22 protein-coding genes and 3 pseudogenes are annotated in these 26,104 nt (G+C 57.6%); 15 read left to right on the top strand and 10 right to left on the bottom strand.

Annotated elements, in window-relative coordinates; translation table 11 throughout:
* The first annotated feature begins 156 nt into the window (after nucleotides 1–156).
* Together rssB and rssC are read left to right on the top strand one after the other, a co-directional pair.
* Nucleotides 157–1,341 (top strand): two-component system response regulator RssB, encoded by a 1,185-nt coding sequence (gene rssB / locus AC2CGW_RS00605; protein ID WP_484573371.1) that lies wholly within the window; start codon nucleotides 157–159, stop codon nucleotides 1,339–1,341.
* Entirely contained in the window at nucleotides 1,338–1,820 is a 483-nt protein-coding gene (gene rssC / locus AC2CGW_RS00600) for an anti-sigma factor antagonist RssC (protein ID WP_054894422.1), read from the top strand. Before rssB ends, rssC begins: the two co-directional genes overlap by 4 nt.
* A 27-nt stretch (nucleotides 1,821–1,847) precedes the next feature.
* Here rssC and AC2CGW_RS00595 read toward each other — a convergent pair whose 3' ends face one another.
* From AC2CGW_RS00595 to dusA, 3 genes are all read right to left on the bottom strand, one after another.
* Entirely contained in the window at nucleotides 1,848–3,740 is a 1,893-nt protein-coding gene (locus AC2CGW_RS00595; RefSeq protein ID WP_186719938.1) for an alkaline phosphatase D family protein, read from the bottom strand.
* A 202-nt stretch (nucleotides 3,741–3,942) separates the two neighbouring features.
* Nucleotides 3,943–4,869 carry a transaldolase gene (gene tal, locus AC2CGW_RS00590; protein ID WP_186666276.1) on the bottom strand — a complete coding sequence of 309 codons (927 nt, stop codon included), beginning with the start codon at nucleotides 4,867–4,869 and terminating at the stop codon, nucleotides 3,943–3,945.
* 195 nt (nucleotides 4,870–5,064) lie between these two features.
* On the bottom strand, nucleotides 5,065–6,084 hold the full coding sequence (gene dusA, locus AC2CGW_RS00585) for a tRNA dihydrouridine(20/20a) synthase DusA (protein WP_484573370.1): 1,020 nt from the start codon (nucleotides 6,082–6,084) through the stop codon (nucleotides 5,065–5,067).
* 93 nt (nucleotides 6,085–6,177) lie between these two features.
* On the opposite strand from dusA, the gene AC2CGW_RS00580 reads away from it, so the two are divergent.
* Nucleotides 6,178–7,299 (top strand): tyrosine-type recombinase/integrase, encoded by a 1,122-nt coding sequence (locus AC2CGW_RS00580; protein ID WP_484573369.1) that lies wholly within the window; start codon nucleotides 6,178–6,180, stop codon nucleotides 7,297–7,299.
* Here AC2CGW_RS00580 and AC2CGW_RS00575 read toward each other — a convergent pair.
* Nucleotides 7,300–7,422, bottom strand: a pseudogene (locus tag AC2CGW_RS00575) (pyocin activator PrtN family protein); the annotation flags it as partial.
* Nucleotides 7,421–7,912, bottom strand: a pseudogene (locus AC2CGW_RS00570) (DNA cytosine methyltransferase); the annotation flags it as partial. The pseudogenes AC2CGW_RS00570 and AC2CGW_RS00575, both read right to left, overlap by 2 nt.
* Before the next feature lie 23 nt (nucleotides 7,913–7,935).
* Between AC2CGW_RS00570 and AC2CGW_RS00565 the strand changes: the two are divergent.
* Nucleotides 7,936–8,454, top strand: coding sequence for a lysis system i-spanin subunit Rz (locus AC2CGW_RS00565; protein ID WP_484573368.1), 519 nt, complete (start codon nucleotides 7,936–7,938; stop codon nucleotides 8,452–8,454).
* A gap of 78 nt (nucleotides 8,455–8,532) precedes the next feature.
* Here the strand turns inward: AC2CGW_RS00565 and AC2CGW_RS00560 are convergent, their stop codons facing one another.
* Entirely contained in the window at nucleotides 8,533–10,815 is a 2,283-nt protein-coding gene (locus tag AC2CGW_RS00560; protein WP_484573367.1) for an NACHT domain-containing protein, read from the bottom strand.
* A gap of 112 nt (nucleotides 10,816–10,927) precedes the next feature.
* Between AC2CGW_RS00560 and AC2CGW_RS00555 the strand changes: the two are divergent.
* A pseudogene (locus tag AC2CGW_RS00555) lies at nucleotides 10,928–11,068 on the top strand (IS5/IS1182 family transposase); the annotation flags it as partial.
* Between the two features lie 418 nt (nucleotides 11,069–11,486).
* On the opposite strand, the gene AC2CGW_RS00550 reads toward AC2CGW_RS00555, so the two are convergent.
* Complete coding sequence (locus tag AC2CGW_RS00550; protein ID WP_484573366.1) at nucleotides 11,487–12,176, bottom strand: SOS response-associated peptidase family protein; 690 nt, start codon at nucleotides 12,174–12,176, stop codon at nucleotides 11,487–11,489.
* Between the two features lie 106 nt (nucleotides 12,177–12,282).
* On the opposite strand from AC2CGW_RS00550, the gene AC2CGW_RS00545 reads away from it, so the two are divergent.
* Nucleotides 12,283–12,711, top strand: a complete 429-nt coding sequence (locus AC2CGW_RS00545) for a LexA family protein (protein ID WP_484573365.1) — start codon at nucleotides 12,283–12,285, stop codon at nucleotides 12,709–12,711.
* Nucleotides 12,701–13,972, top strand: a complete 1,272-nt coding sequence (locus tag AC2CGW_RS00540) for a Y-family DNA polymerase (protein ID WP_484573364.1) — start codon at nucleotides 12,701–12,703, stop codon at nucleotides 13,970–13,972. The genes AC2CGW_RS00545 and AC2CGW_RS00540 overlap by 11 nt, the downstream gene beginning before the upstream one ends.
* Nucleotides 13,973–14,028: 56 nt before the next feature.
* Here AC2CGW_RS00540 and AC2CGW_RS00535 read toward each other — a convergent pair whose 3' ends face one another.
* From AC2CGW_RS00535 to AC2CGW_RS00525, 3 genes are all read right to left on the bottom strand, one after another.
* Nucleotides 14,029–15,240: a hypothetical protein gene (locus tag AC2CGW_RS00535; RefSeq protein ID WP_484573363.1), complete on the bottom strand. Its 1,212-nt coding sequence runs from the start codon at nucleotides 15,238–15,240 to the stop codon at nucleotides 14,029–14,031.
* A 600-nt stretch (nucleotides 15,241–15,840) separates the two neighbouring features.
* A complete protein-coding gene (locus AC2CGW_RS00530) occupies nucleotides 15,841–16,629 on the bottom strand; it encodes a sensor histidine kinase (protein WP_484573362.1) in 789 nt (262 codons plus the stop codon).
* A complete protein-coding gene (locus AC2CGW_RS00525; RefSeq protein WP_484573361.1) occupies nucleotides 16,626–17,297 on the bottom strand; it encodes a PDDEXK family nuclease in 672 nt (223 codons plus the stop codon). The genes AC2CGW_RS00530 and AC2CGW_RS00525 overlap by 4 nt, the downstream gene beginning before the upstream one ends.
* Nucleotides 17,298–17,992: 695 nt before the next feature.
* Between AC2CGW_RS00525 and AC2CGW_RS00520 the strand changes: the two genes are divergently transcribed.
* The 8 genes from AC2CGW_RS00520 to AC2CGW_RS00485 all read left to right on the top strand — a co-directional run bounded on the left by AC2CGW_RS00520 (nucleotide 17,993) and on the right by AC2CGW_RS00485 (nucleotide 26,042).
* The gene (locus tag AC2CGW_RS00520; RefSeq protein ID WP_081255346.1) at nucleotides 17,993–18,178 is read left to right on the top strand and encodes a hypothetical protein; all 186 of its coding nucleotides are present in this window, start codon (nucleotides 17,993–17,995) and stop codon (nucleotides 18,176–18,178) included.
* Nucleotides 18,179–18,315: 137 nt separating this feature from the next.
* Nucleotides 18,316–19,557 carry a M20/M25/M40 family metallo-hydrolase gene (locus AC2CGW_RS00515; RefSeq protein WP_484573360.1) on the top strand — a complete coding sequence of 414 codons (1,242 nt, stop codon included), beginning with the start codon at nucleotides 18,316–18,318 and terminating at the stop codon, nucleotides 19,555–19,557.
* A gap of 494 nt (nucleotides 19,558–20,051) precedes the next feature.
* Entirely contained in the window at nucleotides 20,052–20,534 is a 483-nt protein-coding gene (locus tag AC2CGW_RS00510) for a formate dehydrogenase subunit gamma (protein WP_186666258.1), read from the top strand.
* On the top strand, nucleotides 20,531–22,081 hold the full coding sequence (locus AC2CGW_RS00505) for a formate dehydrogenase beta subunit (protein ID WP_484573359.1): 1,551 nt from the start codon (nucleotides 20,531–20,533) through the stop codon (nucleotides 22,079–22,081). Before AC2CGW_RS00510 ends, AC2CGW_RS00505 begins: the two co-directional genes overlap by 4 nt.
* Nucleotides 22,078–24,966, top strand: coding sequence for a formate dehydrogenase subunit alpha (gene fdhF / locus AC2CGW_RS00500; RefSeq protein ID WP_484573358.1), 2,889 nt, complete (start codon nucleotides 22,078–22,080; stop codon nucleotides 24,964–24,966). The genes AC2CGW_RS00505 and fdhF overlap by 4 nt, the downstream gene beginning before the upstream one ends.
* Nucleotides 24,963–25,166 (top strand): formate dehydrogenase subunit delta, encoded by a 204-nt coding sequence (locus tag AC2CGW_RS00495; RefSeq protein ID WP_065861968.1) that lies wholly within the window; start codon nucleotides 24,963–24,965, stop codon nucleotides 25,164–25,166. The genes fdhF and AC2CGW_RS00495 overlap by 4 nt, the downstream gene beginning before the upstream one ends.
* Before the next feature lie 96 nt (nucleotides 25,167–25,262).
* Entirely contained in the window at nucleotides 25,263–25,430 is a 168-nt protein-coding gene (locus AC2CGW_RS00490) for a YhfG family protein (RefSeq protein ID WP_186666252.1), read from the top strand.
* Nucleotides 25,431–25,433: 3 nt separating this feature from the next.
* Complete coding sequence (locus tag AC2CGW_RS00485; protein ID WP_426352172.1) at nucleotides 25,434–26,042, top strand: Fic/DOC family protein; 609 nt, start codon at nucleotides 25,434–25,436, stop codon at nucleotides 26,040–26,042.
* Nucleotides 26,043–26,104 lie beyond the last annotated feature (62 nt).

Here is a 26,104-nt window from a genome sequence, read left to right as displayed (position 1 = left end):
GGAGTACCGTCTGCGCCTTACAGGGCACCACTGCGATTTGCTGGACAGGTTTTCTTGTCCTACACCTCAAAGAGAAGTGGTCACAGAGTATTCCAGTAGCCGTCCGTCGCCCTTGCCGATGCCCGCTACGCCAACCAATCGGCGCCGTTCGCCCACATGCAGAAAACCAGTGCAACGCTGCTGATCATCGATGACGACGACGTGGTTCGTGCAAGCCTCGCCGCCTATCTGGAAGACAGTGGCTTCAGCGTCCTCCAGGCCGGTAATGGCCAGCAGGGGCTCCAGGTCTTCGAAGAACACCAGCCCGACCTCGTGATCTGCGATCTGCGCATGCCGCAGATGGGCGGCCTCGAACTGATCCGCCGGATCACCGAGCACGCTCCGCAGTTGCCCGTGATCGTGGTGTCCGGTGCCGGCGTCATGAGCGATGCGGTCGAGGCCTTGCGCCTGGGCGCGGCCGACTACCTGATCAAGCCGTTGGAAGACCTTGCCGTGCTCGAGCACTCGGTGCGCCGTGCGCTCGACCGTTCGCGCCTGGTGCTCGAAAACCAGCGCTACCGCGACAAGCTCGAAGCTGCCAACCGGGAGCTGGAGGCCAGTCTGCACCTGTTGCAGGAAGACCAGACCGCCGGCCGCCAGGTGCAGATGAACATGCTGCCGGAAAAGCCGTGGACCGCGGGCGACCTGTCGTTCGACCACCAGATCATTCCCTCGCTCTACCTCTCCGGCGATTTCACCGATTATTTCCGCGTCGACGAGCGCCGCATCGCCTTCTACCTGGCCGACGTATCCGGCCATGGGGCGTCCTCGGCATTCGTCACCGTGCTGCTCAAGTTCATGACCACCCGCCTGCTGTTCGAATTCAAGCGCAACGGCAAGATGCGCGAGTTCAAGCCGTCGCAGGTGTTGGCGCACATCAATCGTGGCCTGATCAACTGCAAGCTGGGCAAGCATGTGACCATGGTCGGCGGGGTGATCGACGAGGAGGCCGGCCTGATGACCTACAGCGTCGGCGGCCATCTGCCGCTGCCGGTGCTCTACACCCCGGGCCAGGCCCGCTACCTGGAAGGCCGTGGCCTGCCGGTGGGGCTGTTCGATGAAGCCACCTACCAGGACCATGTGCTCGAGCTGCCGCCGCGCTTCAGCCTCACGCTCATGTCCGACGGCATTCTGGACCTTTTGCCCGGGGATACACTCAAAGATAAGGAAGCGGCCTTGCCGGAAATCGTCAAGACCGCGGGGGGCAGCCTGGACGGGCTGCGCCAACGATTCGGATTGGCTACGCTTGGGGAGATGCCGGATGATATCGCCCTATTGGTGTTGAGCAGGAACCTTCAATGAGTACCGGTAGAATCCAGTTCGCCGAGCAGAGCGGTACCTTCGTACTGAAATTCGTCGGTGAAGTGCGCCTGACCCTGTGTTCGGCGCTGGATGCGACGATCGAGAAGATCTTCACCGCACTGAACTTCTCGGCCATCGTCATCGACCTGACCGAAACCGAGAGCATCGACAGCACCACCCTGGGCCTGCTGGCCAAGTTGTCGATCCTGTCGCGGCAGAAGGTCGGCCTGTTGCCGACCGTGGTCACCACCAATCCGGACATTTCCCGGTTGCTGCAGTCGATGGGGTTCGACCAGGTATTCAACATCGTCGACCGTCCGCTGCCATGCCCGGATTGCCTGAGCGACTTGCCATCGCAGGATCAGAACGAAGAAGTGGTGCGCTCCAAGGTGCTGGAAGCGCACAAGATCCTCATGGGGCTGAACGATTCCAACCGCGAAGCGTTTCGTGACCTGGTGAGTGCGCTGGAGCGTTCCTGACTCGGCGCCAACGGCGCCCTGTATCCGCTAGCGCTCCACCTCATGGCTGTGCACGAACTCCGTCGCTTCACCTCCTTCGGCACTCAGCTGGACAACCCGCACCGGCCGCCCCTGCTCGTCGAAGAATACCTGCCCCAGGCCCGCGCCATTCCACAGCCGCTCCCCGGCCTTGCTTCGGCTTGGCACGCGTGGCACCACCTCCATCGATCGGCGCTTTGTGAACCAGTTGAGTGGCGAGCGTGGTGAGTACAGCCAGCGGTTCAGGCGGTCGAGCACATCCAGCAGGCGCACTGGAAAGGTGTTCTTGATCCCGCTGCTGGTGACCTGCCACAAGTGTGGGCTGCGTTGGCGGTGGCGGATCAGCACCTCGTAGACGAATGAATAATGCACATCCCCGGACAGGATCACGTAGTGCCCTGGCGTGCGGGAATGACGGAAGATATTCAGGATCACCTGCGCGGAGCCGCGATGGGCCATCCAGTTCTCGGCGTCCACCAGCAGCGGGTAGCCCAGCGCAGTGAACACCCGCTGCACCGTCTCGATCAGCTTGACCCCGAAAATCGGCGCCGGTGACACGATGATTGCCGATGGATGATCGAGCAGGGCCTGCTGCAGTTCGCACAGCGCCTCCCAGTCGAGCAGCCCGGACGGTTTGCCCAGCTTGCTTTCGCTGCGCCAGCGCCGGGTGCGGGTGTCCAGCACGCGCAACGGTGGGTTGCTGGGCAGGTCGTACTGCCAGCCCTGGAAACGCAGCAGGTCGCCGATCAGTGTATCCAGGGCCTCACCGTCCAATGCGCCCTGCGGTGCATTTGCAGTCAGTGCCTGCAACCCTTCGACCAGCGTCGTACAGCCCTCGGGGTCATTGCCCCAGCCTTGGCACAGCAGGTAGCCGAGCAGGGCGTTGCCGATGATCCGGCGCGAGAAGGGGTGGCCATAGGCGGTCTGTTCCCATTGCGCCGACAGGTTCCAGTCATCGGTGATGTCGTGGTCGTCGAAGATCATCAGGCAGGGCAGGTGGGCCATGGCGCGCGCCACTTGACCCAGGCCGTCGCGGAACGCCTCGATCAGCGGCAGTTCGTTCTGATAGCGCTGCTGGCGCGCGGCAGTGAGCCCCTCGGGCGCCTCCAGCTCCACCAGTGTCCAGGGCGTGGGCGACCAGACCAGCAGGTACATGGCCATGACCTCGGCAAAGGTCACCAGGTGGTTGTCGGCATTGCTCGACGAGAAGATCGGCTTGCGCTTGCCCCGGAAGAAGCGTTGGCGCAGCGGCTCATTGCCCTGCTGGGCGGGCAGCAGGTCGGCGCGATGGTAGTAGCAGGCGGGGTGACGATAGAGCGCCTGGCTGCTGTCGACCAGCGCGCCGTCGAGGGGCTCGTCGAATAGCTTCAGGCGTTCGATCAACCCGTGGATGGCCTTGAGCGTGGGGCCGGCGACATCGTCTGCATAGACCTGGTCGCCGGTCATCATCAGCAGTGCCGGGCGTTGTTCGGGAGGGGGATTGTCGAGCAGCAGGCGGTCGGCGCAGAGCAGGCCGTCGGCGGCGGGGTGATGGGGTTTGCGGCACGAGCCGTGCAGCAACGGATCGATACGTTTGCGCAGAACGAAGCTCGGGCGGCAGGCACCTGGGTAGAGCAGGTGCGGTGCCCAGTCGGCGATGCCCTGGCCATTGTCCAGGTGCAGGTCGTAGCCCAGCGCGACGTCCTCGGGCAGTGCCTGGTCGATGTGCACTTCCAGCAGATGGACGAAGGCATGCTGGCCGATCGGAACGACCCGACACTCCAGGTGGGTACTGACCTGCGCGCCGTCCAGCACGAATCGAGGGTTCAGCGGGCGCGAGCCGACCAGCCAGATGGCCAGGCGTTGCGGTTCCAGGCGGCGCAGCACGGGGCCGGCGAGGACGAGGGGGAGGGTGGTGGTCATTGCTTCCATCTGTTGGGAGGCTGCCGGCCCCATCGCGGGACAAGCCCGCTCCCACAGCGGCACCTATCCCATGGCAGGGCACATGCTTCTGTGGGAGCGGGCTTGTCCCGCGATAGGCCGGCAGCCTCTTTTTCGAATACACAAGCGCAAACGGGCGGGAAATACTCAGTACTTCCCGCCCGTTCCACAACTCGGATATGTATCAGCCTTTGTCGGCCATCAACGCCTCGAGCTTCTCCTGGTCGCGCGCAAACTGGCGAATGCCTTCGGCCAGCTTCTCGGTGGCCATGGCATCTTCGTTCATCGCCCAGCGGAACTGGCTCTCGTTCAGCACCTGCTTGGCTTCGCCAGCATTGCGTGGTGTGAGGATGCGCGGCAGCTCGCCTTGGTCGTCGCTCAACTGCTGCAGCAGTTCAGGGCTGATGGTCAGGCGATCGCACCCGGCCAGTTGCTCGATCTGCCCGACGTTACGGAAGCTTGCGCCCATGACCACGGTGTCGTAGCCGTTGGTCTTGTAGTAGTCGTAGATGCGTGTCACCGACTGCACGCCTGGATCCTCGGCGCCGACGTACTCCTTGCCGGTGCTCTTCTTGTACCAGTCGTAGATCCGGCCCACGAACGGCGAGATCAGGAACACCCCGGCGTCGGCACAGGCCTGGGCCTGGGCGAAGGAGAACAGCAGCGTGAGGTTGGTCTGGATGCCTTCCTTTTCCAGCTTCTCGGCGGCGCGGATGCCTTCCCAGGTAGAGGCCAGCTTGATCAGTACGCGATCCTTGGAAATGCCGGCAGCTTCGTACAGGTCGATCAACTGGCGAGCCTTGTTCAGCAACGCCGGCTCATCGAACGACAGGCGTGCATCGACCTCGGTGGAGATACGGCCGGGGATGACCTTGAGAATGCCCGCGCCCACGGCTACCGCGAACTTGTCGCAGGCCAGGTCGACGTTGCCTTTGGCGTCGGCCTTGACCTGTTTGAGCAGGTCGGCGTAACCCGAGATGGCCGCGGCCTTGAGCAGCAGCGAAGGGTTGGTGGTGGCATCGACCGGCTTGAGACGGGTGATGGCATCCAGGTCCCCGGTGTCGGCGACCACGGTGGTGAACTGCTTGAGTTGTTCCAGCTTTGAGGTCATGGGCGTGCTCTGTCCTGATGCTCTGTCCTGTGAGTGTCTTGACATTACCCGAGCCCTGACGGCCACTCAAGGCCAAACACAGGCTAAGGCAATCCTGCGTCATGCGGGCGCGGGCTGGCCCCGCGCTGGCCACATGGCAGCCCCAGGATGGGGGCGTCGAATCCCCCTTCGAGTCCAACCCCCGCCCAGGGTTCCCTAGCGTCCGACCAGCAACTCTGCCGCCTGCTCGACCACCTTCAGCGGCTCGGCCGCCTTGTGAATGTCTGCCGACAGCAACTGGCGGAACCGGCGCGCCCCCGGGAAGCCCTGGCCCAGGCCGAGGATGTGCCGGGTGATGTGATGAATGGCCCCGCCACTCTCCACATGCGCTACCAGATACGGCATCAGCCGCGCCATCGCCTCGCTGCGCGTCACGACGGGGACGTCGCTGGCGAACAGTTGTTGATCCACCTCGGCCAGCAGGTACGGGTTGTGGTAAGCCTCGCGCCCCAGCATCACGCCGTCGAAGGTCTGCAGGTGGGTGCGGCATTCGTCGAGGGTCTTGATCCCGCCGTTGAGCACCAGCTCAAGGTCCGGGAAGTCCTGTTTCAACTGCGCCGCCACCTCGTAGCGCAGCGGCGGCACCTCGCGGTTCTCCTTTGGCGACAGGCCTTCGAGGATCGCGATCCGCGCATGCACGGTAAAGCTGCGACAGCCGGCTTCGCGCACCTGGCCGACAAAGTCGCACAGCTCGGCATAGCTGTCGCGGCCATTGATGCCGATGCGGTGCTTGACCGTCACCGGAATCTCGACCGCATCGATCATCGCCTTGACGCAGTCGGCCACCAGCGCCGGATGGCCCATCAGGCAGGCCCCGATCATGTTGTTCTGCACCCGGTCGCTGGGGCAGCCGACATTGAGGTTGACCTCGTCGTAACCCGCTTCCTGGGCCAGGCGAGCACAGGCGGCGAGTTCAGCCGGGTTGCTGCCGCCCAACTGCAAAGCCAGCGGGTGCTCGGACTCGTCATGACGCAGGAAACGCTCCGCATCGCCGTGGAGTAGGGCGCCGGTGGTGACCATTTCGGTGTAGAGCAGGGCGCGTTGGGAGAGCAGGCGCAGGAAGTACCGACAGTGGCGGTCGGTCCAGTCCATCATGGGTGCAACGCTAAACCGGCGGGAGGGCTCAGGGCGCGTGGTATTTGGTTTAGAGCCTGGTTTTGCTGTGTTTTCGTTCAACGTGTTTCGTACCGATTTTCGGGGGTTTTGAGGCGTTTTTACCAAGCGCTTGGTACAATGTACCAATCGACACTACACGTGTACCAATTCCCTATGGCAACGATCAGACTGCGCAAGAAAGCCGATGGCACCACCAGCTACACCGTCCAGATTCGCATCAACCGCGACAAGGTCACAGTCTACCAAGAGAGCCAGACGTTCGCCCGCAAACAGGCGGCTGTGGCATGGGCGAAGCGACGCGAGACCGAATTGTCGGAGCCGGGCGCAATCGAGCGGGCGAACCGTGTGGGGCGTCCGATTGCGGCGATGATTGACCGGTACCTGGTAGAAGCGGAGAAAGCCCGGCCGCTAGGCGTGACCAAGCGACAGACACTCAGAGCCATCCAGAAAACCTACCTCGCTGAAGTAGTCGACTCCAATATCACCCAGCAGGTACTGGTCGACTACGCATTGTGGCGAATGAGTCCCGAGGGTGGTGGAGTCAAACCGCAGACGGCAGGTAATGACTTGGCGCACCTTGGGTCGGTTCTGTCGCTGGCCAGGGCAGCGTGGGGTTACGAGATCGACGCGCGAGCTATGCCTGATGCTCGTCTTGTCCTCAAGCAATTCGGCTACAACATGCGTAGCCGCGAGCGGGATCGACGTCCGACATTGGATGAGCTCGACAAGGTTCTTGAGCATTTCTTCGAGATGCTGAAGCGTAGGCCAACCGCTATCCATATGCCCAAGGTGGTGGCGTTCGCGATCTTCTCGACACGAAGAATGGATGAGATCACCCGAATCCGCTGGGAGGATCTGGACGAACACCGTCAGGCGGTGAAGGTGCGTGACATGAAGAACCCTGGCCAGAAGATCGGCAATGATGTCTGGTGTCACTTGCCGGATGAGGCATGGCAGATCTTGCAGAGCATGCCGCGTCGGTGTCCTGAGATATTTCCGTTCAACACGGACTCAGTCGGCATGTCATGGGCGAGAGCTTGTAAGGTGGTCGGGATAGATGGGCTCCATTTTCATGACCTTCGCCATGAAGGAGTGAGCCGGTTGTTTGAAATGGACTGGGATATCCCGAGAGTATCCAGTGTTTCCGGTCATCGAGATTGGAACTCTCTGCGCAGGTATACCCACTTGCGGGGGCGAGGTGACCGTTACAAGGAATGGAAGTGGTTTGATCAGATTATTCGGGCGCCAGTAACGCTTGGCGCCCGTGCTACTTAATCAGTTTGCCCTGAGGCCTTTGTTCAACTGCGCGCATTCTCTGCGCGCAGTTTCTCGTTGCTGGTCGAGGTATAGGGCCAGGTCTGCAATATGAATGCCTTTCGCACTTTTCTGGCTCGCCTCCGGCTGTGCCGTTCCACGGCACCACGCCGTAATGACCCCCGGTAAGGTATGCATCACCCTTGCTGCGTCGCATGCCGGGCCGAGGGTCTTGCACCGCGAATGCGCCTTGACCTGTGGTGCTGCCAGATATGACGCAGTTGGCGTGACTGGCATACGGTGTGACCTGGTACTTGCCGAAACCTGCCCCGCTGCGCCGTGGGTCGGCAACGCTGAACGTTCCTTGGCCTGGGCTTTTCACGCCGATCACTGCGCCGGTAGTGTCCTCCCAGCGGCGTACACCGTACTGTTGGTATTGCAGGGCGCCGGTCTTGGCGCGAGGGTCCGCGACGGAGAACGCCCCGTTCGTTGGGTTGGACTTTCCGGCTACGGTACCCATGGATTTAACCCAATCATTGACCCCCAAATAGCCGGAATAGGCCTCTGGAACGATCACGAAGTCCCGCAGATAGCCGTCTTCGATCGCCAGGTCGTTCAGGCAGCGCCAGTCCTTGAGCGTGCACTTGAGGTGCTGCAATGATCGCGCCCGATGTGCGGCTGGTGATCTTCGCCCTCCTGCTGGGCGCCTACGCGGGCGCCCGTGGGGCCTGGACGTGGCAGGACAAGCGCTGTGGCAAGGAACTGGCAGAGCAGGCGGCGAGCTACCAGATCGAGCGCGAAGCCGCAGCGGCTGCTGTCATCGACCAGATGCAGATCCACCAGGACCAGCGCGAAGAGCTAGAGGCGCGTCTGGCCGCCTCGGCTGAAACCCACTGGAAGGAATTGAACGATGCACAGAGCACACAGGCTCGTTTGCGTGACCGGCTTGCTACTGCTGATCAGCGGTTGTCAGTCCTACTCGACGTTACCTCAACCCCGCACCGTGGCTGTGGGTTGCCAGAAGCCACCGGCCCCGCAGGCGTGGTTCATGACCCCTCACGTGCCTACCTTGACCGAGCGCATGCTCAGCGAATTATCGCCATCACCGACGAAGGCGACCGGGCAATCATCGCCTTGAAGGCTTGTCAAAGTTATATTAAAAAGCTACAGAAGTAGTTTATAGTTATGAAGTTTGTATTTCACAGATTTAAGTATAGTTTAGCCCCGCTAAGTGCGGGGCTTTGGGTGGTGGAGCTATACAGTTTTACGATCTTTGAGTGGGGTCTCCTGTAATTCAAGGAAGTACTGCCTCAAGGGTATATTTCCCTTCAGTGATTTGGCGGTTTTCTTGGCGATGCGCTTGGTTGCGGTGTTCACAAAGTTGGAGTCCGCCGCAGTAAATTCGATTCCAAGTTTTAGGGTCCAGTGCAATGACCCTTCGTGGTTGTCTACTAATGATGTGAATGCGTTAGGGTCGTTTAAGTCTGCGAGAACAGAGTCAATAAAAAACAATGTGGTATTTCTAGTATTGTTGTCGAGTTTTGTGTCAATCTCAGCTTGTAACTTTGCTTCGTGAAGCGCGGGACGGAAAAACTCGTAAGCGTAAGCTCTACGCATATTGTAGGTTAGGAGGCAAAGTAGTTGGAGTTCAGGAATGTGACTTAGCCAGCTATTTTTATTTGAGCAGGATTTTAAGAATAGTACTGATGTATCGAGCATGGCTCGCGAAACAGCGTCCTCGATAACTCTGTATGGTGTTTGATAGGCTGCTAATAATAAGTCTGAGAATGATGAAAGCTTTACTAGCTCTTCTGCCTCATCTTTTGGTACAAGCTTGCTGAGCTGATCTATTCGGGAGGGCGCGTCCCTAACGATACCCAGGTAAAAATACTCTATACCGTGCCAATATATGTTAAAGGGCTCATGGATTGGAGCATCTAAGCCCTTTTGTTGATGTTTCAATGTCGCGTAAAAAAATTCTTTGAAAGTTTTGTGCTTGAAGAAAATAGAGTTTTTGTCTAGGTCGTGGCCAATTATTTCTGACTTTTTTAGGAATGAATTAATTAAAGTTTCTAAGTTCTGGCCTGTTCTACGCTGGCCGAGATAGTCATCGAAAATTGTACGAAGGTCACCAAGGCTCAAATTGTCCAGATCATGATCGATCATATGGCCTGCGACAAACCCTATGATGCGTTGAATTGTCTCGTACTCCTTCTCGGATCCGTTTCCTTTCTGGAGATCCCAGCGTCCTAATACTAGCTCTGTATATTTTGCATAAAGTTCTGGTAAGGTGGAGGGTAGCTCTTTTATGTTTTCAGATAGTAATCTTCCAAGTAATATCGCGCTGAGTGGGGTTCTAGGTAGGGCGCGCATTAGAGCTGAGTTCTCTAGATCATCTCTGAATTTAGTGGATACTTTTACATTGTTACATAGCTTTTCCACGAAGTTCATAATTGCTCCGTGAGAAAGTTCTTTTACCTCGTAGTGGTCAAAGTATTTCCTGATCTTTTCTTGTAATTTTTCTTGGTGTATGATTCTTGATGCTACTACAAGCTTGACATTTAGCTTGGGTGCGATGCTTTGAGCTATTCCGCAAATTGTTTCAACTTTCTCGTGTACTTCATCAAGTGTTTCATCTAGTCCGTCGATGAATAGCACTATTTCCTTGTTTGTTTCATCCAGCTCTAATTCGATGCTTTCAATAAGCGATGTAATGGGTTGAGTTAGGGACTTCAGATCGCGATATGTAGTAAAGTAAGGTACGGTTGTAAAGTTTTCACTGGTCTTCTGATTGCATAGTTCCTTCGCAGTAGTTCGCATGAGCTCAGATTTCCCAGCGCCCATGCCACCCTCTACAAATATAAATCTATTTTTCTTAAGCTCATCAATCAGTGTGGACGGCTTTATAGATTTGGATCGAAACTTCCGTTTGGCGTCCTTGGGGATTTTTACGATTTGTTGTGGAATGTCTAGGCGCCCGAGGCTCGTAGGAATAAGTGAGTGTTGGTTTTCGAGGTTTGAAATGAAAGCCAACTGTTCCTTTATGTATCTGTTTATTTTTATATTGGCAAATTCCCAGTAGGATGGGTAGTACTTGTCCACAAGTTGCGTTATCTTTTCGCAATCAAAAAACTTGATTCGTGTATTTTTGTACTCGTGGTGAATGCTATCTTGGGCATTTCTCGTTATTTCTTTTGAGGTAATAATCCATATCTCGGTGAGGTGGATGGTCTTTTTGCCTCCCTCGATAGGGCGAGCCTGTTCGCATTCTCGTATTTGGCGGCGAACATCATCGTGATTTTGTTTGATTGAAACTGACTTCACAATGACGCCAACATAGTCTTCGTTCATGAGGAGTTGATCATACTTGATCAAAACAAAGTCAGCTCCCATTTCACGGCTTCCCTGAGTATAATTGACCTCAGTAATCGTAGGCATTTGCCTAAAAAGTTCTCTTAGGACCGGGTGTAATTCCTTTACTTCATCGTTCAGGCTTCTGATACGATCGAGCTTCCAGCTAACAGTATTTAGAGACACGTGGCTTATATCCTATGGGTGGCACTAGGCTAGTAACCATTAGATTAATCCATAGAGAGGATTCCGGAAAGGGGAGTGCGCAGCTCTGTCAGGTATCTATGAGGGGCTTACCCAAGGAGATGAAAAGGGTTGCGACGCAGGTAGAAAGGTAAAAGGGCGCAAGAGAAGTCTTGTCGTTGATACCTTGAGCCTGCTTTTGGCAGTGGGCATCAGTGCACCAGCGTGCAGGACCCAGGATCGAGACGCAGCCGACGCAGTGGGTGGTTTATCGTGCACCACGCTCAGTTGATGGGGTGGAAATTTATGCAATCCATCATGGGTGCAACGCTGAACCGGCGGGAGGGCTCAGGGCGCGTGGCTTTTGGGCTTGAGGCTATTTATAGGGGCATTCTGTTCTACACGGTTTGTGCCATTTCCCGGAGTTTTTCAGGTTTTTGGTGTGCCAGTGGCGCGATTCACCACCGCCAATCACCCTTTTACCACCGAAAAATATGGCAACGATCACAGCAAGGAAAAAGGCCGATGGGACGTCATCTATACCGTCCAAATCGGCCTCAAGAAAAAAGGTGTCCTAGTCTGCCAAGAGTGTCAGGCGTTCGCCCGAACGCAAGTAACTCAAGCCTGGTACCAAGACAGGCGCAAGAGCTGTCCGAAGACTGGCTGAGGTTCTTTCAATCCGCAGGTAATATCAATTCAGGACCCTGGTTGCGGACACTGCCTACATCCTTACGGACTGCATGCCACTTGAAATCGCCTGCGGCTCGGCAGCAGGTCCGCATTATCTCTTCTGCGCGCTCAATCGATGTATCTGGCGAGATCCACTCACGAGCAACCTCGGGCGAGAGCACAAGAGGTTTGCGGTCGTGTATATCGACGAGCCCTTGGTCAGCTGCAGCGGTGATGATCACGAAGCCGTCCCGTTCGTCTGGTTCAAGTGCTGGGTGAGCTTCGGCCAGCGCCGCGAAGAACAGCGGGGCCTCGTCCGCTGCCTGGATGTAGTAGGGTTGCTTGCGCTTTGGGTCCGCAGGATCGGCTATCCACTCGTACCAGCCATTTGCGGGTGCTAAGGCTCGGCCATTCGGCCAAAGCGATTTGAAGAACTTCCCCGTCACCACCGTTTCTGCCCGCGCATTCATCGGGTCAGGACGCTTCCCCTTCGCCCAAAATGGCGCCCATCCCCATTTCACTCGATCTACTCTCAACCCTTCTGGCAACGCTCGTATTATCTCCACACGGGTGGAGGGGGCGACGTTGTATCGATTGATCTGCTCGTGGTCATAGCCATTGATCACCACCAGGTCGAGGCCCAACTGCCGGAGGTAGTTGTCCATGGATTCGTAGATCGAGTAACGCCCGCACATACCTCACCTCGCTCGTTCGTCGGCTTCCGCACGCCTCGCGTTGACGTAGGAAGGATCTGATCGTTAACTGTACATATATACAGTTTTCTATCTGGAATGATCCTTCATGACCATCACTTTCCTGGGAGTCCCGATCGGTGGCCCTGCATTGCTGCCCGTGTACTCGTTTCGAGTGCCCGCTGGCTTCCCTTCGCCAGCGGCGGATCATCTGGAGCGTCACATCTCGCTCGATGAACTATTCGAGCTCCGGGCGCCCCATGTGTACCTGGTGCAAGTGGAGGGCGACAGTATGCAGGGCGCTGGCATTTTTTCTGGCGACCTTCTTATCGTAGACCGCAGCAAGGAAGCAGAGCATGGCGACATCGTGATCGCTGCGGTCAACGGCGAGCCCGTCTGCAAGCGCCTGCAAAAGCGGGGTGGGGTGGTGATGCTTCAGTCCGAGAACCCCAGTTATCCGCCCCGGTACGTGATGGAAGGCGACGACCTGGTCATCTGGGGTGTTGTTCGCTACAGCGTGCGCGATCATGCGCAGTGACCAGGTGTTCGCGCTGATCGATTGCAACTCGTTCTACGCGAGCTGCGAACGCGTGTTCCGGCCGGATCTGGCCAAGACCCCTATCGTCGTACTGAGCAACAATGACGGCTGTGTTATCGCGCGCAGCTACGACGCTAAACCGTTCGTGAAGATGGGCGAACCATACTTCCAGTGCCGTGAGAGGCTGAAGCGGCACGGCGTGGTGGCTTTCTCCTCGAATTACGCGCTGTATGGCGACATGAGTGAGCGGGTAATGTCGATCATCGAATCGATGGTGCCTGCGGCTGAGGTCTATTCGATCGACGAATGCTTCGCCGATCTCACAGGCGTGCAGGGCAGCTTGACCCAGTTCGGCCGCGAGATACGGGCCAAGGTGTTGCAACGTACCGGCATACCAGTGGGTGTCGGCATCGCACGCACCAAGACCCTCGCGAAGTTGGCCAACCACACCGCCAAGCGACTGCAGGCGCACACGGGCGGCGTGGTCGATATCACGACGGACTTCGAGCGTGACTGGGTGCTGCGCAATACCGAGATCAAGGAGGTGTGGGGTATTGGGCGGCGAATGACCGAGCACCTGCAGAGCATGGGGATTCAGAAAGCCATGGACCTGGCAAAGGCTGACCCGCGTATGTTGCGAGACAAGTTCAGCGTGGTGGTGGAGAAGACCGCGCGCGAGCTGGCTGGCGTTCCCTGCCTCGAACTGGATGAGGCAGCACCCCCGAAGCAAGAGATCTGCTGCAGCAGGATGTTCGGCAAGCGGTTGAGTGAGCTTGCCCCGATCAAGCAGGCTGTGGCCACCTACACTGGGCGAGCGGCTGAAAAGCTGCGGGCGCAGGGCTCGGTATGCAAGCGCATGCGAGTGAGTATCCGTACAGGCATGTTCAATCCTGGTGAGCTGCATCATGCGCAGGGAGCGCTTGTGGAGCTGCCTTATCCCACGAACGACACGCTGCTGCTCACCAGGGCAGCGACAAGTGCGGTAGAGAATGTTTTCAGGGAGGGCTACCGGTACAGCAAGGCCGAAGTGTTACTACTCGACTTGCGACAGCCAGGTGAGTTTACTGACGATCTGTTCGCAATCACGCAACCGATGGCAAGCGATAGACTGATGTCGGTGGTCGATCAGATCAACGACCGATATGGGCGAGGGACAATGAGGGTGGGCAGCGTCCCCCGCACCCCCGTTTGGGGAATGCGGCAAGACTTGCTGAGTCAGTCTTACACGACACGTATCGACCAGCTTTGGAAAGTGACGTGAATTTGTGATAAGCATGAGACCGATATAGTGAAGGGGAATGCGGCATAGAAAGCCAATTAGCTTATAAATTTCAAAGCGGATTTGAGTTTGTTTATTTCCATCTGGATGTCGTCAGACTCTGTACGTAGGGAAATGAAGCTTATGATGTCGTTTTCTGTTTTGTATCGAAATGGGTTGCTGATGAAGAAAAGCAAAGTATGTTCAAGAAAGCGGCAAAGTTGAAACAATTTTAATTCAATGTTAACGGGGCATTTCCCGCCATGAACATGATGATTTCGTGCAAGTCGAAGAGAACGTATTATCGATTGATGTGCAGCCTTCTCTCGGTAGAAAAACGATAGTCTTCGGATCAACATTTCAGTGTCGTCAGTAGCTAAAAGCTGTTCTATTGCCACCCATAATTTCAGAAAGCGTAGTTCGGTGCTCTTCGATGATAATGCATTGCTGTAATTAAGTAGGCATTTTTCAATGTGATCGCTGAATGGGAGTCTTTTTATTTGGCTAATTTTGTTTTGGGTGTGTGATATGGTATTTTTATAGTTTTTTAGGCTTGCGGGGTTTCTGGGTTCATAGTTTGTATTTATCCAGATCGCGTCTGCATGACATTTTCCTGAAGGCACATGTAAGGACTGCAGTTTTCCTAAATCAATCACTAGTCGAGATGGGTACTTCTCCTCGTCATTAGATCCAAATATATTCAAGTTTTTTTTAAAGCCTACCTGCATGAGACCGGAGAGTATGGCAAGCGCATCATTTGCTTTCATGACAGCGGACTCTGAACTCTTGGCTTCAGTGATAACCACAGCATAGGCGTGGTTCTGCTCAATTTCAATCGTGTGCGAACTGGCCGAAATCGCTCGGGTCCTGGAGTGTAGGTATTTTTTTGGGAGGCTGTTGGTTATCTTTATTTTGCATTGGTTGATGCTAAATTGTGGAAATGTGTATAGGTTCTTTAGTTGTATTGTCGTAATCAGAATAAAGCGTTCAGGCTTGAGCTTTGTATGGCATAGCTTGTCAAATTCGGTGAGGATTCTGTTGTAATCCTTGGTTTTGCTTTCGGCGAAAACATTCAGTATTGATTGACGGAAAATTTTATGAGCTGAGTTGTTGTCCAGTTGATGGTTGTGCTCGACCAATCCAAAAAGACTGTCAATGAAAAACTCTGCGGGTATCTGATATCCAACTTTCCCACTTGGCCCTATGGAAAGTAGCTGCATCGTTTCATCAATCAACCCAGTGGGAGGTGCTTTAATCCATCTTGTTTTCATAGCGGGCTCGGTCAACGATTTGGGCGAATAGTTTTAAGTCAAAGTGGTTAAGTGGTGATAGTCTCCGCACTAAAAGACTTACCAGTCACAGGTATCAACTGGGCTTAATTGGCAAGGGGCTACGCTATCGAGAATATCGTCAAGTTCGGCCCTTTTCTTCACGGAGCTCAGCTATATTGGCAGAGATCGCATCAGCGTTCGCGTCCAAGGTGCGTAATGCGCCCATGACATTCTCGTGCACGGGAACAGATCCCCTCTGGCTAACCCATAGCGACAACTCCTCGAGAGCAGCCCTTATAGCGATCTGGTTTAGAAGCAAAAGCTCAAGAGTATCACCGGTGAGGGAAGCTCTATCGTCCATTGGCAAGGTCCTTTGCTTAAAAGTTTAGGGGCGGGAACTAGGGGATTTGAAAAGCACTTTAGATCTCGCCGCGCTATTTCTACAAGATCATAGCCAATGACGTGGGCTTATCTTGACTTCCTGGTTAAATCGGGCTGAATCGAGTTCTATTCCGCAGGATAGTAGATGCTTCGGTGGTTTTGTTGGGTGCATGTATTCATCTGACCAGTTGCTAGGATTCGATAGATAACTGATTGCAGTTAATCATGCCGATTAAAATGTATGGATACAATAAATTTCTGATATTTTCTGCTGTTTATCGTGGTCGGTAGAATGTCGCCAGTTTCAATGGATATCTGGGCATGATGGAGGTCGCAAACTTTTTTTGCTAGATGCAGGCCTAGTCCTTGCCCCTCTATATCCTTAGAATGCTGCCCTCTGAATTCTCTGTCAAAAAGAAGAGGGATTTCTTGTCCGTCTACTAAGGGGCCGTAAGATGATGCAGTTACCACGACCGAGGAGTTTCTGGTTTCATCAAATTCAACGTTAATGTGATAGCCGGGTGGAGAGTATTTTACCGCGTTCTGTAATATTACGAAGGGTAACATGTCAAACACCGAGAGTACTGGTATCTCCATTCGGCTCTCTCCTAAAAGGTTGATTTTTGATTTTTTTCGGGCAGCGTGGACTTGTAGTAGATAGCGAGCTTTGTGAAACTTTTTATATATTCCGGCACTATACCGAACTTGTAGTTCGGTTATGCCTGGGTTGATCTCGATATCAGTATAATTAAGTCGTGCAGAAAGCATTCCGCTAGCATGAAATAATGTTTCAGCGAGTTCTTTTGGTTTGGGTAAAAGTGAATCGTCCGATGATAGTGCTTGAGCTCTATCAGTGATTAAGGCGCTGAACTCGCGAGCTTCGTGGAGTGTGCTCTCTAGCATTGAACGAAGGCGGTGGTTCTCTCTCTTTAGATCTTCAATGGCTTTCGAGGGATGGACGCCATCGTTTAATCTTACATGTATACGCTTCCTTGCAGGCGGACTCATGACTTAATTAGCTCCCTAATTCCCATGGATAGAGTAGTGGCTGCAAAATTCATAATCAGTTTTTTAGCTTCGGGCGAAAGGTTCGTTAAGAGTTTGGGGTTGTCAATTTTTTCTGCACCGTTCTGTCGAATATTTTTAATGTAAGCCTGTTCCAGTTGAAGTATTTTGTAGGCATCGAGTCCTTCCTGTGAAAGCCGTGTGCGTACTTTGATCCAACGTTTTTTGGGGTTGCCTAGTTCCTTCAGGGTTCTTTCAATGGTAGTTTGCCAGACGTCAATTGGTGTGTCTTTGGGAAATATTACATCGGCTTTGTTTAAGGAAGATGCAATTGCTGATGACTTGGTTGAATACTGTATGAGGTACTTGTCTGGATAGTATTTTCGAATTTCTGATAGTACGTGCAAGCCCCCATTTGGATCTCCGGGCCTTAGGGTGGTTCCGATGCCTTGGATGTCACAAGCTACAATAGGATATGACTCGACGGTTTCGATTGTTTCGATATTCTGAAGGTCTTTAACTCTAAATCCGGATCGCTTCAAGGTTTCTAACATCGGCGGCGGGTTATCATCAATAATCAAGATTTCAAATTTGTCTTTAAGTCCTTTGATAGATAGAGGGTCTATATCAATTTCGTTAAGTGACCTGGGTGTGCCAAATGTGAAAAACATTCTCTGTGGGATCCTTCCTGTGGCTGCTGATGGGAGTCCGCTGTAGCATCGCCAGTATTGAGGAGTTTGACAACCTGGATCTCGCTACCCTGTCGTCAGTGCCGTTTGACTATGGCAGTCTGCCGAGCAAACCGTGCGGGTTCAGATACCCATACCGCGGGCAGGTTGATCCGCCGACTTTTAGGGTGAGGGCTCAAAGCAAGTGGTACAAAACTGGTACTAAGGTTAGCGGGGCTCCTGGAGGCTAAGTGATTAGTGGCCTATAGCGAATACCTGCCCAATCCATCATGGGTGCAACGCTGAACCGGCGGGAGGGTTCAGGGCGCGTGGTTTGTGGGTTTGAGGCTTGTGATGCAGTCCGTTCGTTCAACGTATTCAATACCGATTACCAACAATTTTGTCGCGTTGTGCTTTTCGCTCGGGGCGCTATACCAACAGAGTCGCACAGGAGGCGTTCAAGACGCCAGTTTACCAAGAGCACCAGGTATTTGCCTGTAGAGCCTTGCTTGCCGCGGCCCCGATGGTCAGTCCGTCAGGGAAACATTGCCCGCGAAACCCCCTACGGTCTGGATAGCTTCCCGCTGACTTTGCCGAGCATCCGCCTTACGATAGATTGTTCGCCTCAATCAACTCGCGCCATGTCGAAACCCACAAACAGCCGGCATCCGAAGGGAAGACTCATGCATCCATACGACATGCCCCAAGCCGAAGCGGAAAAGATTCACGTCGAGATCGCCAAACTGATGGCAGAGACTCGCAAGCTCAATGCCGAAGCAGGCAAATTGACCCGAGAAACCTTCTGGTACCCGATCGGCATCGCGACCGGTCTGGTGACAGCAGTGGCGGGCATCACCGCACTGACAATCAAGGTCTTTGCCTGAATTCCCAGCCCCGCAATCGCGGGGTTTCGTGGATCAAGGCCAATGGCCTGCACTTCATCAAATGGTCTACAAAGCTGGCGCCAGCGCCATCGATGGTCAAAGCTGCAGGTTTCCCTTGCATTGATAAAGGACTTCGCATGCCCATCCGACGCTCATCGATCGCCGCTGCCATCGCCTTGTCATTCCTGTCGTTTTCCGCACTCGCCGCCAACCTGGCTCCCGACGCGCTATTGAAAAAGGCCGAAGCCGAGCAGAAGGCCTATCTCGCCACCGTCAAGCAACTGGTCAATGTCGATACAGGAACCGGCCAGGCGCCGGGGCTGAAAACCGTCAGCGCCCTGCTGGTCGAGCGGCTCAAGGCGTTGGGTGCCGAGGTCGCGACCAGCCCGGCCAGCCCGTCGGCGGGTGACAACATCGTTGGCACCTTCAAGGGCATCGGCAGCAAGTCGTTCTTGCTGATGGTCCACTACGACACGGTGTTCCTGCCCGGCACTGCGGCCAAGCGGCCGTTCAAGGTCGAGGGCGAGCGTGCCTATGGTCCTGGCGTGGCCGATGCCAAAGGGGGTGTGGCGATGATCCTGCATTCGCTGAAGCTGCTGCAGGACGAGAAGTTCAAAGGCTTCGGCACCTTGACCGTACTGTTCAACCCGGATGAGGAAACCGGCTCCAGCGGCTCGAAGGCGATCATCGCGGAACTGGCGCGCAAGCATGACTACGTGTTCTCGTACGAGCCGCCGGACAAGGACGCGGTAACAGTCGCGACCAATGGCATCAATGGCGTATTTCTCGAAGTGAAAGGCAAGTCTTCCCACGCAGGGTCCGCACCCGAGGCTGGGCGTAATGCCGCCATGGAGTTGGCCCACCAGATGCTGCAGTTGAAGGACCTCGGCGACCCGGCCAAAGGCACCACGGTCAACTGGACGATGGTCAAGGCGGGCGACAAGCGCAACATCATTCCCGCCAGCGCCACGGCCGAGGCGGACATGCGCTACTCGGACCTGAGCGAAAGCGACCGGGTGCTGGCCGACGCGCAACGGCTCGTACAGAAGAAACTCATCGAGGGCACCGAAGTGACGGTGCGCCTCGACAAGGGCCGCCCGCCGCTGGCGAAGAACGCCGGCTCCGAGCAGTTGGCGAAAACCGCCCAGACGCTCTACGCGAAGATCGATCGCAATATCGAGCCGATTGCCATGCGTTTCGGGACTGATGCGGGCTATGCCTACGTGCCCGGCAGCGAGAAGCCCGCAGTGCTTGAAACCATGGGCGTGGTGGGGGCGGGATTGCATGCCGATGACGAGTACATCGAGTTGTCGAGCATCGCGCCGAGGCTTTATCTGACAGTGGCATTGATCCAGCAATTGTCCGAGGCGGCGAAGTAAGCGCGCGTAGGCTCAGGTGTTTACTGTCCTGGGATCAATGGCTATGCCGGTTTGATTTGCGGGGTGGCTGCTTGGAGGGCGAGCCCGCTCCCACAGGGGGCGGGCAGCGTATTACAGGCTTTGTAGCCGCGGGCGGTAACTCAGGGGTAAAGGTGCGACGTTGCTTGGTCATCAGGCACCTGTCTGTGGCGAGTATTCTCGCCTAAAGGGGTGTCCGGCATAGATCACTACACTGCCTCAGTGCAACTGATCGGATGCGTAATGTCGCTCGCGTCGGTTTCAGGATGCGCCCTGTCGTTTGCACGCTACCGTTTCCCGGCAACGGTGCCATTCTTATCAGGATGTCCGACGACCGAGTGCGCACAGACGCACCGGCTTGGACGAGGAAGGCGACCGTGATCCTGTGACCGTGACAGGCCCGGAACGCCACAGCAGAACACCGCCGGACACCTGCCCGCACCCTCGGGCGGATCCGGGTTGCCGAGGTCCGCTGTATGCCTGAAGAGACGCTTGACCTGCCCTTGATCCAGCGTGTGCTGGACAACCACAAGGAGGTGCCCGGTGCGCTGTTGCCGATCCTCCACGCCATCCAGCAAGGCCTGGGCCATGTACCCGATGAAGCAGTCCCCGAGATCGCCCATGCGCTGAACCTCAGCCTCGCCGAGGTGCGTGGGGTGATCAGCTTCTACCATGATTTCCGCACTTCGCCCCCGGCACGCCACACCCTGCGCCTGTGCCGCGCCGAGTCGTGCCAGAGCCGCGGCGCCGAAGCCCTGGCCGCGCAACTGCGCGAACAGCTCGGGCTGGACGACCATGGCACCACTGCCGACGGAGCATTGAGTCTGCGCCCGGTGTACTGCCTCGGCGCTTGCGCCTGCTCGCCAGCGCTGGAGCTGGACGGCCAGGTGCATGCGCGGCTCACGCCCGAGCGTCTGCAGGCTTTGGTGAAAAGCTGCAGGGTGGAGGCGGGCGCATGATCAAGCTGTGTATTTCCTGCGATTCGCTGGCTCGCGCAGTGGGCGCCGACCAGGTCGCCGAGGCGTTCGAACGTGAGGCTGCACGGCGGCAACTGCCGCTGCAGATCCAGCGCACCAGCTCGCGTGGCCTGTATTGGCTCGAGCCATTGCTGGAGCTGGAAAGCGCCGAAGGGCGCCTGGGCTTCGGGCCGGTCATGCCGGAAGATGTGCCGGGCCTGCTGGAGGCTCTGGACAAGGGGGGCGAGCATCCACTGGCATTGGGCCCTGTCGAACAGATCCCCTATCTGAAGACCCAGCAGCGCCTGCTGTTCGCCCGCGCCGGTATCACCCGCCCGTTGTCGCTGGACGACTATCAGGCCCATGGCGGCTTCGAGGGCTTGCGCAAGGCTGCATTGATGGACGGCGATGCAGTGGTTGCCGCAGTGCTCGATTCCGGCTTGCGTGGCCGAGGCGGGGCTGCGTTCCCGGCCGGCATCAAGTGGCGCACCGTGCGCCAGGCGCCGGCCGGGCAGAAGTACATTGTCTGCAATGCCGACGAAGGCGACTCCGGCACCTTCGCCGACCGCATGCTGATGGAGGGCGATCCCTTCCTGCTGATCGAAGGCATGATCATCGCCGGCCTCGCTGTCGGCGCAAGCAAGGGCTACATTTATGTGCGCTCCGAATACCCGGACGCCATCCGTGTGCTCAACGAGGCCGTGATGCTGGCCCGCGAAGCGGGTTATCTGGACGTCACTGGCAGCGGCGTGGCGTTCGAGCTCGAGGTGCGTGTGGGCGCTGGCGCCTATATTTGCGGCGAGGAGACGGCGCTGCTGGAGTCGATCGAAGGCAAGCGCGGCATCGTGCGCGCCAAGCCGCCACTGCCGGCGCTCGAGGGCCTGTTCGGCCAGCCGACGCTGGTGCATAACGTCCTGACCTTGGCTTCTGTGCCGATCATCCTGGCAAAAGGTGCCGCGTTCTATCGCGACTTTGGCATGGGCCGTTCACTGGGCACCTTGCCGTTCCAACTGGCGGGCAATGTGCGCCAGGGCGGGCTGGTCGAGCGGGCTTTTGGCCTGACCCTGCGTGAGCTGGTCGAGGGGTATGGCGGTGGTACCGCCAGTGGTCGTCCGTTGAAGGCCGCGCAGGTCGGCGGCCCGCTGGGCGCCTGGGTGCCGCCGTCGCAGTTCGATACGCCGCTGGACTACGAGGCCTTCGCTGCCATCGGCGCGATGATTGGCCATGGCGGTGTGGTGGTCGCTGACGACACACTGAACATGGCTGGCATGGCGCGCTTCGCCCTGCAGTTCTGCGCCGAGGAGTCCTGCGGCAAGTGCACGCCGTGCCGGATCGGGTCGACCCGCGGCATGGAAGTGGTGGATCGGCTGATCGCCAGCAGCGATCCTGCTGCGCGCGAGGATCAGGCCCACCTGCTGCGTGACCTGTGCGACACGATGCAGTACGGCTCGCTGTGCGCCATGGGCGGGATGACCGCTTACCCCGTGGCCAGCGCCCTCAAGCATTTTCCTGCCGATTTCGGTCTGGCCAGCCCGGAGGCCGCCCAATGATCCATTATTTCGACCCCGCCAACAGCGATATCGACCTGGGCACGCCTGCCCGCGACAGTGAAGTACAGGTCAGCCTGAACATCGACGGCCGCGCGATCAGCGTCCCCGCAGGCACCTCGGTGATGCGCGCTGCTGCGCTGCTGGGCACCAGCATCCCCAAGCTGTGCGCCACCGACAGCCTCGAAGCCTTCGGCTCGTGCCGCATGTGCATGGTCGAGATCGACGGCATGCGTGGTTATCCGGCTTCATGCACCACGCCGGTCAGCGAAGGCATGGTGGTGCGCACCCAGACTCCGCGCCTGGCCGACCTGCGGCGCAATGTCATGGAGCTGTACATCTCCGATCACCCGCTGGACTGCCTGACCTGCTCGGCCAACGGCAACTGCGAGCTGCAAACGGTCGCCGGCCAGGTGGGCCTGCGCGAAGTGCGCTATGGCTATGACGGGGCCAACCATCTCAACGAGGCCAAGGACGTCTCCAACCCGTACTTCGACTACGAGCCCAGCAAGTGCATCGTCTGCAGCCGCTGCGTGCGTGCCTGCGAAGACATTCAGGGCACCTTCGCCCTGACCATCAGTGGCCGAGGCTTCGAGTCGCGGGTGGCGGCGGCCGGAGGCGAGAATTTCCTCGCCTCCGAGTGCGTGTCGTGCGGCGCCTGCGTGCAGGCCTGCCCGACTGCGACCCTGACCGAGAAGAGCCTGGTCCAGCTCGGCCAGCCGGAGCGCGCGGTGATCACCACCTGTGCCTATTGCGGGGTGGGCTGCTCGTTCCGCGCCGAGATGAAGGGCGATCAACTGGTGCGCATGGTCCCGGACAAGAACGGCGGCGCCAACCACGGCCACGCCTGCGTCAAGGGGCGCTTCGCCTGGGGCTACGCCACTCACCCGGATCGCATCACCACGCCGATGATCCGCAAGCGCCTTGAAGACCCATGGCAGGAAGTCAGCTGGGATGAGGCGCTGGCCTATGCCGCCAGTGAGTTCCGACGCATCCAGCTCAAGTACGGGCGCGATTCGATCGGCGGTATCACCTCCAGCCGTTGCACCAACGAAGAAGCCTATCTGGTGCAGAAGCTGGTGCGTGCCGCCTTTGGCAACAACAACGTGGACACCTGCGCGCGGGTCTGCCATTCGCCGACCGGCTATGGCCTGAAGCAGACCCTGGGCGAGTCCGCCGGAACCCAGAGCTTCGACTCGGTGATGCAGGCCGACGTGATCCTGGTGATCGGCGCCAACCCGACCGACGCTCACCCGGTGTTCGGCTCGCAACTCAAGCGCCGCCTGCGCCAGGGCGCGCGGCTGATCGTCATCGACCCGCGCCGCATCGACCTGGTCGACTCGCCCCACGCCCGCGCCGAGTTGCACCTGCAACTGCGTCCGGGCACCAACGTCGCCATGCTCAATGCCCTGGCCCATGTGATCGTCGATGAAGGGCTGCTCGACCAGGCATTCATCGACGCGCGCTGCGAGAGTGCCGAGTTCACGCGTTGGCGTGAGTTCGTCGGCCTGGCCGAGAATTCACCCGAGGCGCTTGGGCCGGTGTGCGGCGTGCCTGCCGAGCAGATCCGCGAGGCGGCGCGGGTGTATGCGGGCGCCGGCAATGCGGCGATCTACTATGGCCTGGGCGTCACCGAACACAGCCAGGGCAGCACCGCGGTGATGGGCATCGCCAACTTGGCCATGGCAACCGGCAACATCGGTCGCGAAGGCGTGGGCGTCAATCCGTTGCGTGGTCAGAACAACGTCCAGGGCTCGTGCGACATGGGCTCCTTCCCCCATGAATTGCCGGGCTACCGGCACATCTCCAACGAGGCGGTGCGCAGCGAATTCGAGCAGGCCTGGGGCGTGACCTTGCAGCCCGACCCGGGGCTGCGTATCCCCAACATGTTCGAGGCCGCGCTCGACGGCAGCTTCAAGGCGCTGTACTGCCAGGGCGAGGATATCGCCCAGAGCGACCCGAACACCCAGCACGTCACCGCGGCACTGATGGCCATGGAGTGCGTGGTGGTGCAGGACATCTTCCTCAACGAAACCGCCAAGTTCGCCCATGTGTTCCTGCCGGGCAGTTCGTTCCTGGAAAAGGACGGCACCTTCACCAACGCCGAACGCCGTATCTCGCGGGTGCGCAAGGTGATGGAGCCGCTGGCCGGCAAGGCCGACTGGGAGGCGACCGTGGCCCTGGCCAATGCCCTGGGCTATCGCATGGACTACCGGCACCCGTCCGAGATCATGGACGAAATCGCCCGCCTGACGCCGAGCTTCCACCGCGTCAGCTATGCCGAGATCGACCGCCGCGGCAGCCTGCAATGGCCGTGCAACGAGGCCGCGCCCGACGGCACCCCGACCATGCACATCGACCAGTTCGTGCGCGGCAAGGGGCGATTCATGCTCACCGGTTATGTGCCCACCGACGAGAAGGTCAATGCCCGTTATCCGTTGTTGCTGACCACCGGCCGCATCCTCAGCCAATACAACGTTGGCGCCCAGACCCGTCGCACCCACAACGTTGCCTGGCACGATGAGGATCGTCTGGAGATCCACGCCAGCGATGCCGAAAGCCGCGGCATCCGCGACGGCGACTGGGTTGGCGTGGGCAGCCGTGCGGGGCAGAGCGTTTTGCGTGCGCGGGTCAGTGCGCGGGTGGCGCCAGGCGTGGTGTACACCACCTTCCACTTCCCTGAGTCTGGCGCCAACGTGATCACCACCGACAACTCCGACTGGGCCACCAACTGCCCCGAGTACAAGGTCACGGCGGTTGAGGTGGTGCGAGTCTTCCAGCCCTCGGAATGGCAGAAGCGCTACCAGCATTTCAGTGACGAACAGCAGCGCCTGCTCAAGGAGCGGCGTAAGGCCGAAGGCCAGGAAAAAGCCGAGGTGCGCCGATGAGCAGTGACAACCTGGTCAAGATGGCCAACCAGATCGCCCACTATTTCGACAGCGAGCCTGATCGTGCGCTGGCGGTGCAGGGGGTGAGACAACACCTGAACAGCTTCTGGACCCCGGCGATGCGGCGTCAGTTGAGCGAGTGGATCGAGGCCCATGCGGGGGAAGGGCTCGATTCGAAGGTGCGGGAGGCGTTGGGGTAGTTACCAGGCCTCGGCATCGCCCATGCCGAGGCCGCGCAGGTATTGGCCGATTTCGCTATAATCGAACTTCCATCACCCCGTGAGAGGCGTTGAACGGTGAAAGGCATCAGCTTGGAAACCAAAAGAGCAGCTTGGGAAAAAACTCGCCGCTCGAACTACGCAGCCAGTCTGCGGCTTGAGGGGTTTGATGTCACGCCTGACTCCGCGGAGCGTAAGCTCCCGTCCAAGGAAGAGTTGTTGCGTCATTACCGCAAGCAGGATTGATCTTTGGACAAGTATGGTGTCGGACAGGACGCCTACTGTTATCCCGGTACGGTCGTCCTGTGCAATCTGCTTGATCTTCGTGATGATTCAGCGCTTGCCAGGGCCGAGCGGGACTTTTCCGAGCTCGCTGCCAGTCAGCTCCCATTCGAGCTCCCTCCTTACGATCTTCCCTATCTCCAGAGGCTTCATCGCGCGCTTTTTCAGGATATCTATGCGTGGGCTGGAGAAATTCGCACGCTCGATATTTCCAAAGGCGGCACACGTTTCTGCAATGTGAGCCGCATTGAAGCCGAAGCTTCAAAAGTATTCCGCAGCCTTGCACAGCAAGGTTGGTATGAGGGCTATTCGCGTGCGGATCTGGTTCACGCTGTGGCAGAAAGCTTTGGCGATTTGAACATGGTCCATCCGTTTCGCGAGGGAAATGGGCGAGCTCAGCGGATTCTTTACGAACATGTGATCTTGAACGCGGGTTTTGAAATCGATTGGTGGTCAGTCGAGCCTGATGAGTGGGTGGCTGCGAACATAGCGGCAGTTGTTTGCGATCATTCGCCTCTGGAAGCGGTTTTCGACAGGTGCATCGGGCGGACCGTCATCGGCTTGTCGCCGGTTTAGCGTTCATGGCGACGCCCAACATGAAACCTCCGTCATCTTCGCCAACCCCGGCCGGTGCTAGG

The sequence above is a fragment of the Pseudomonas sp. SYWMCR5 genome (assembly GCF_057197165.1).
Note: the sequence above shows the minus strand (reverse complement) of the source record. Positions and strands in the feature narration are given on the sequence as shown.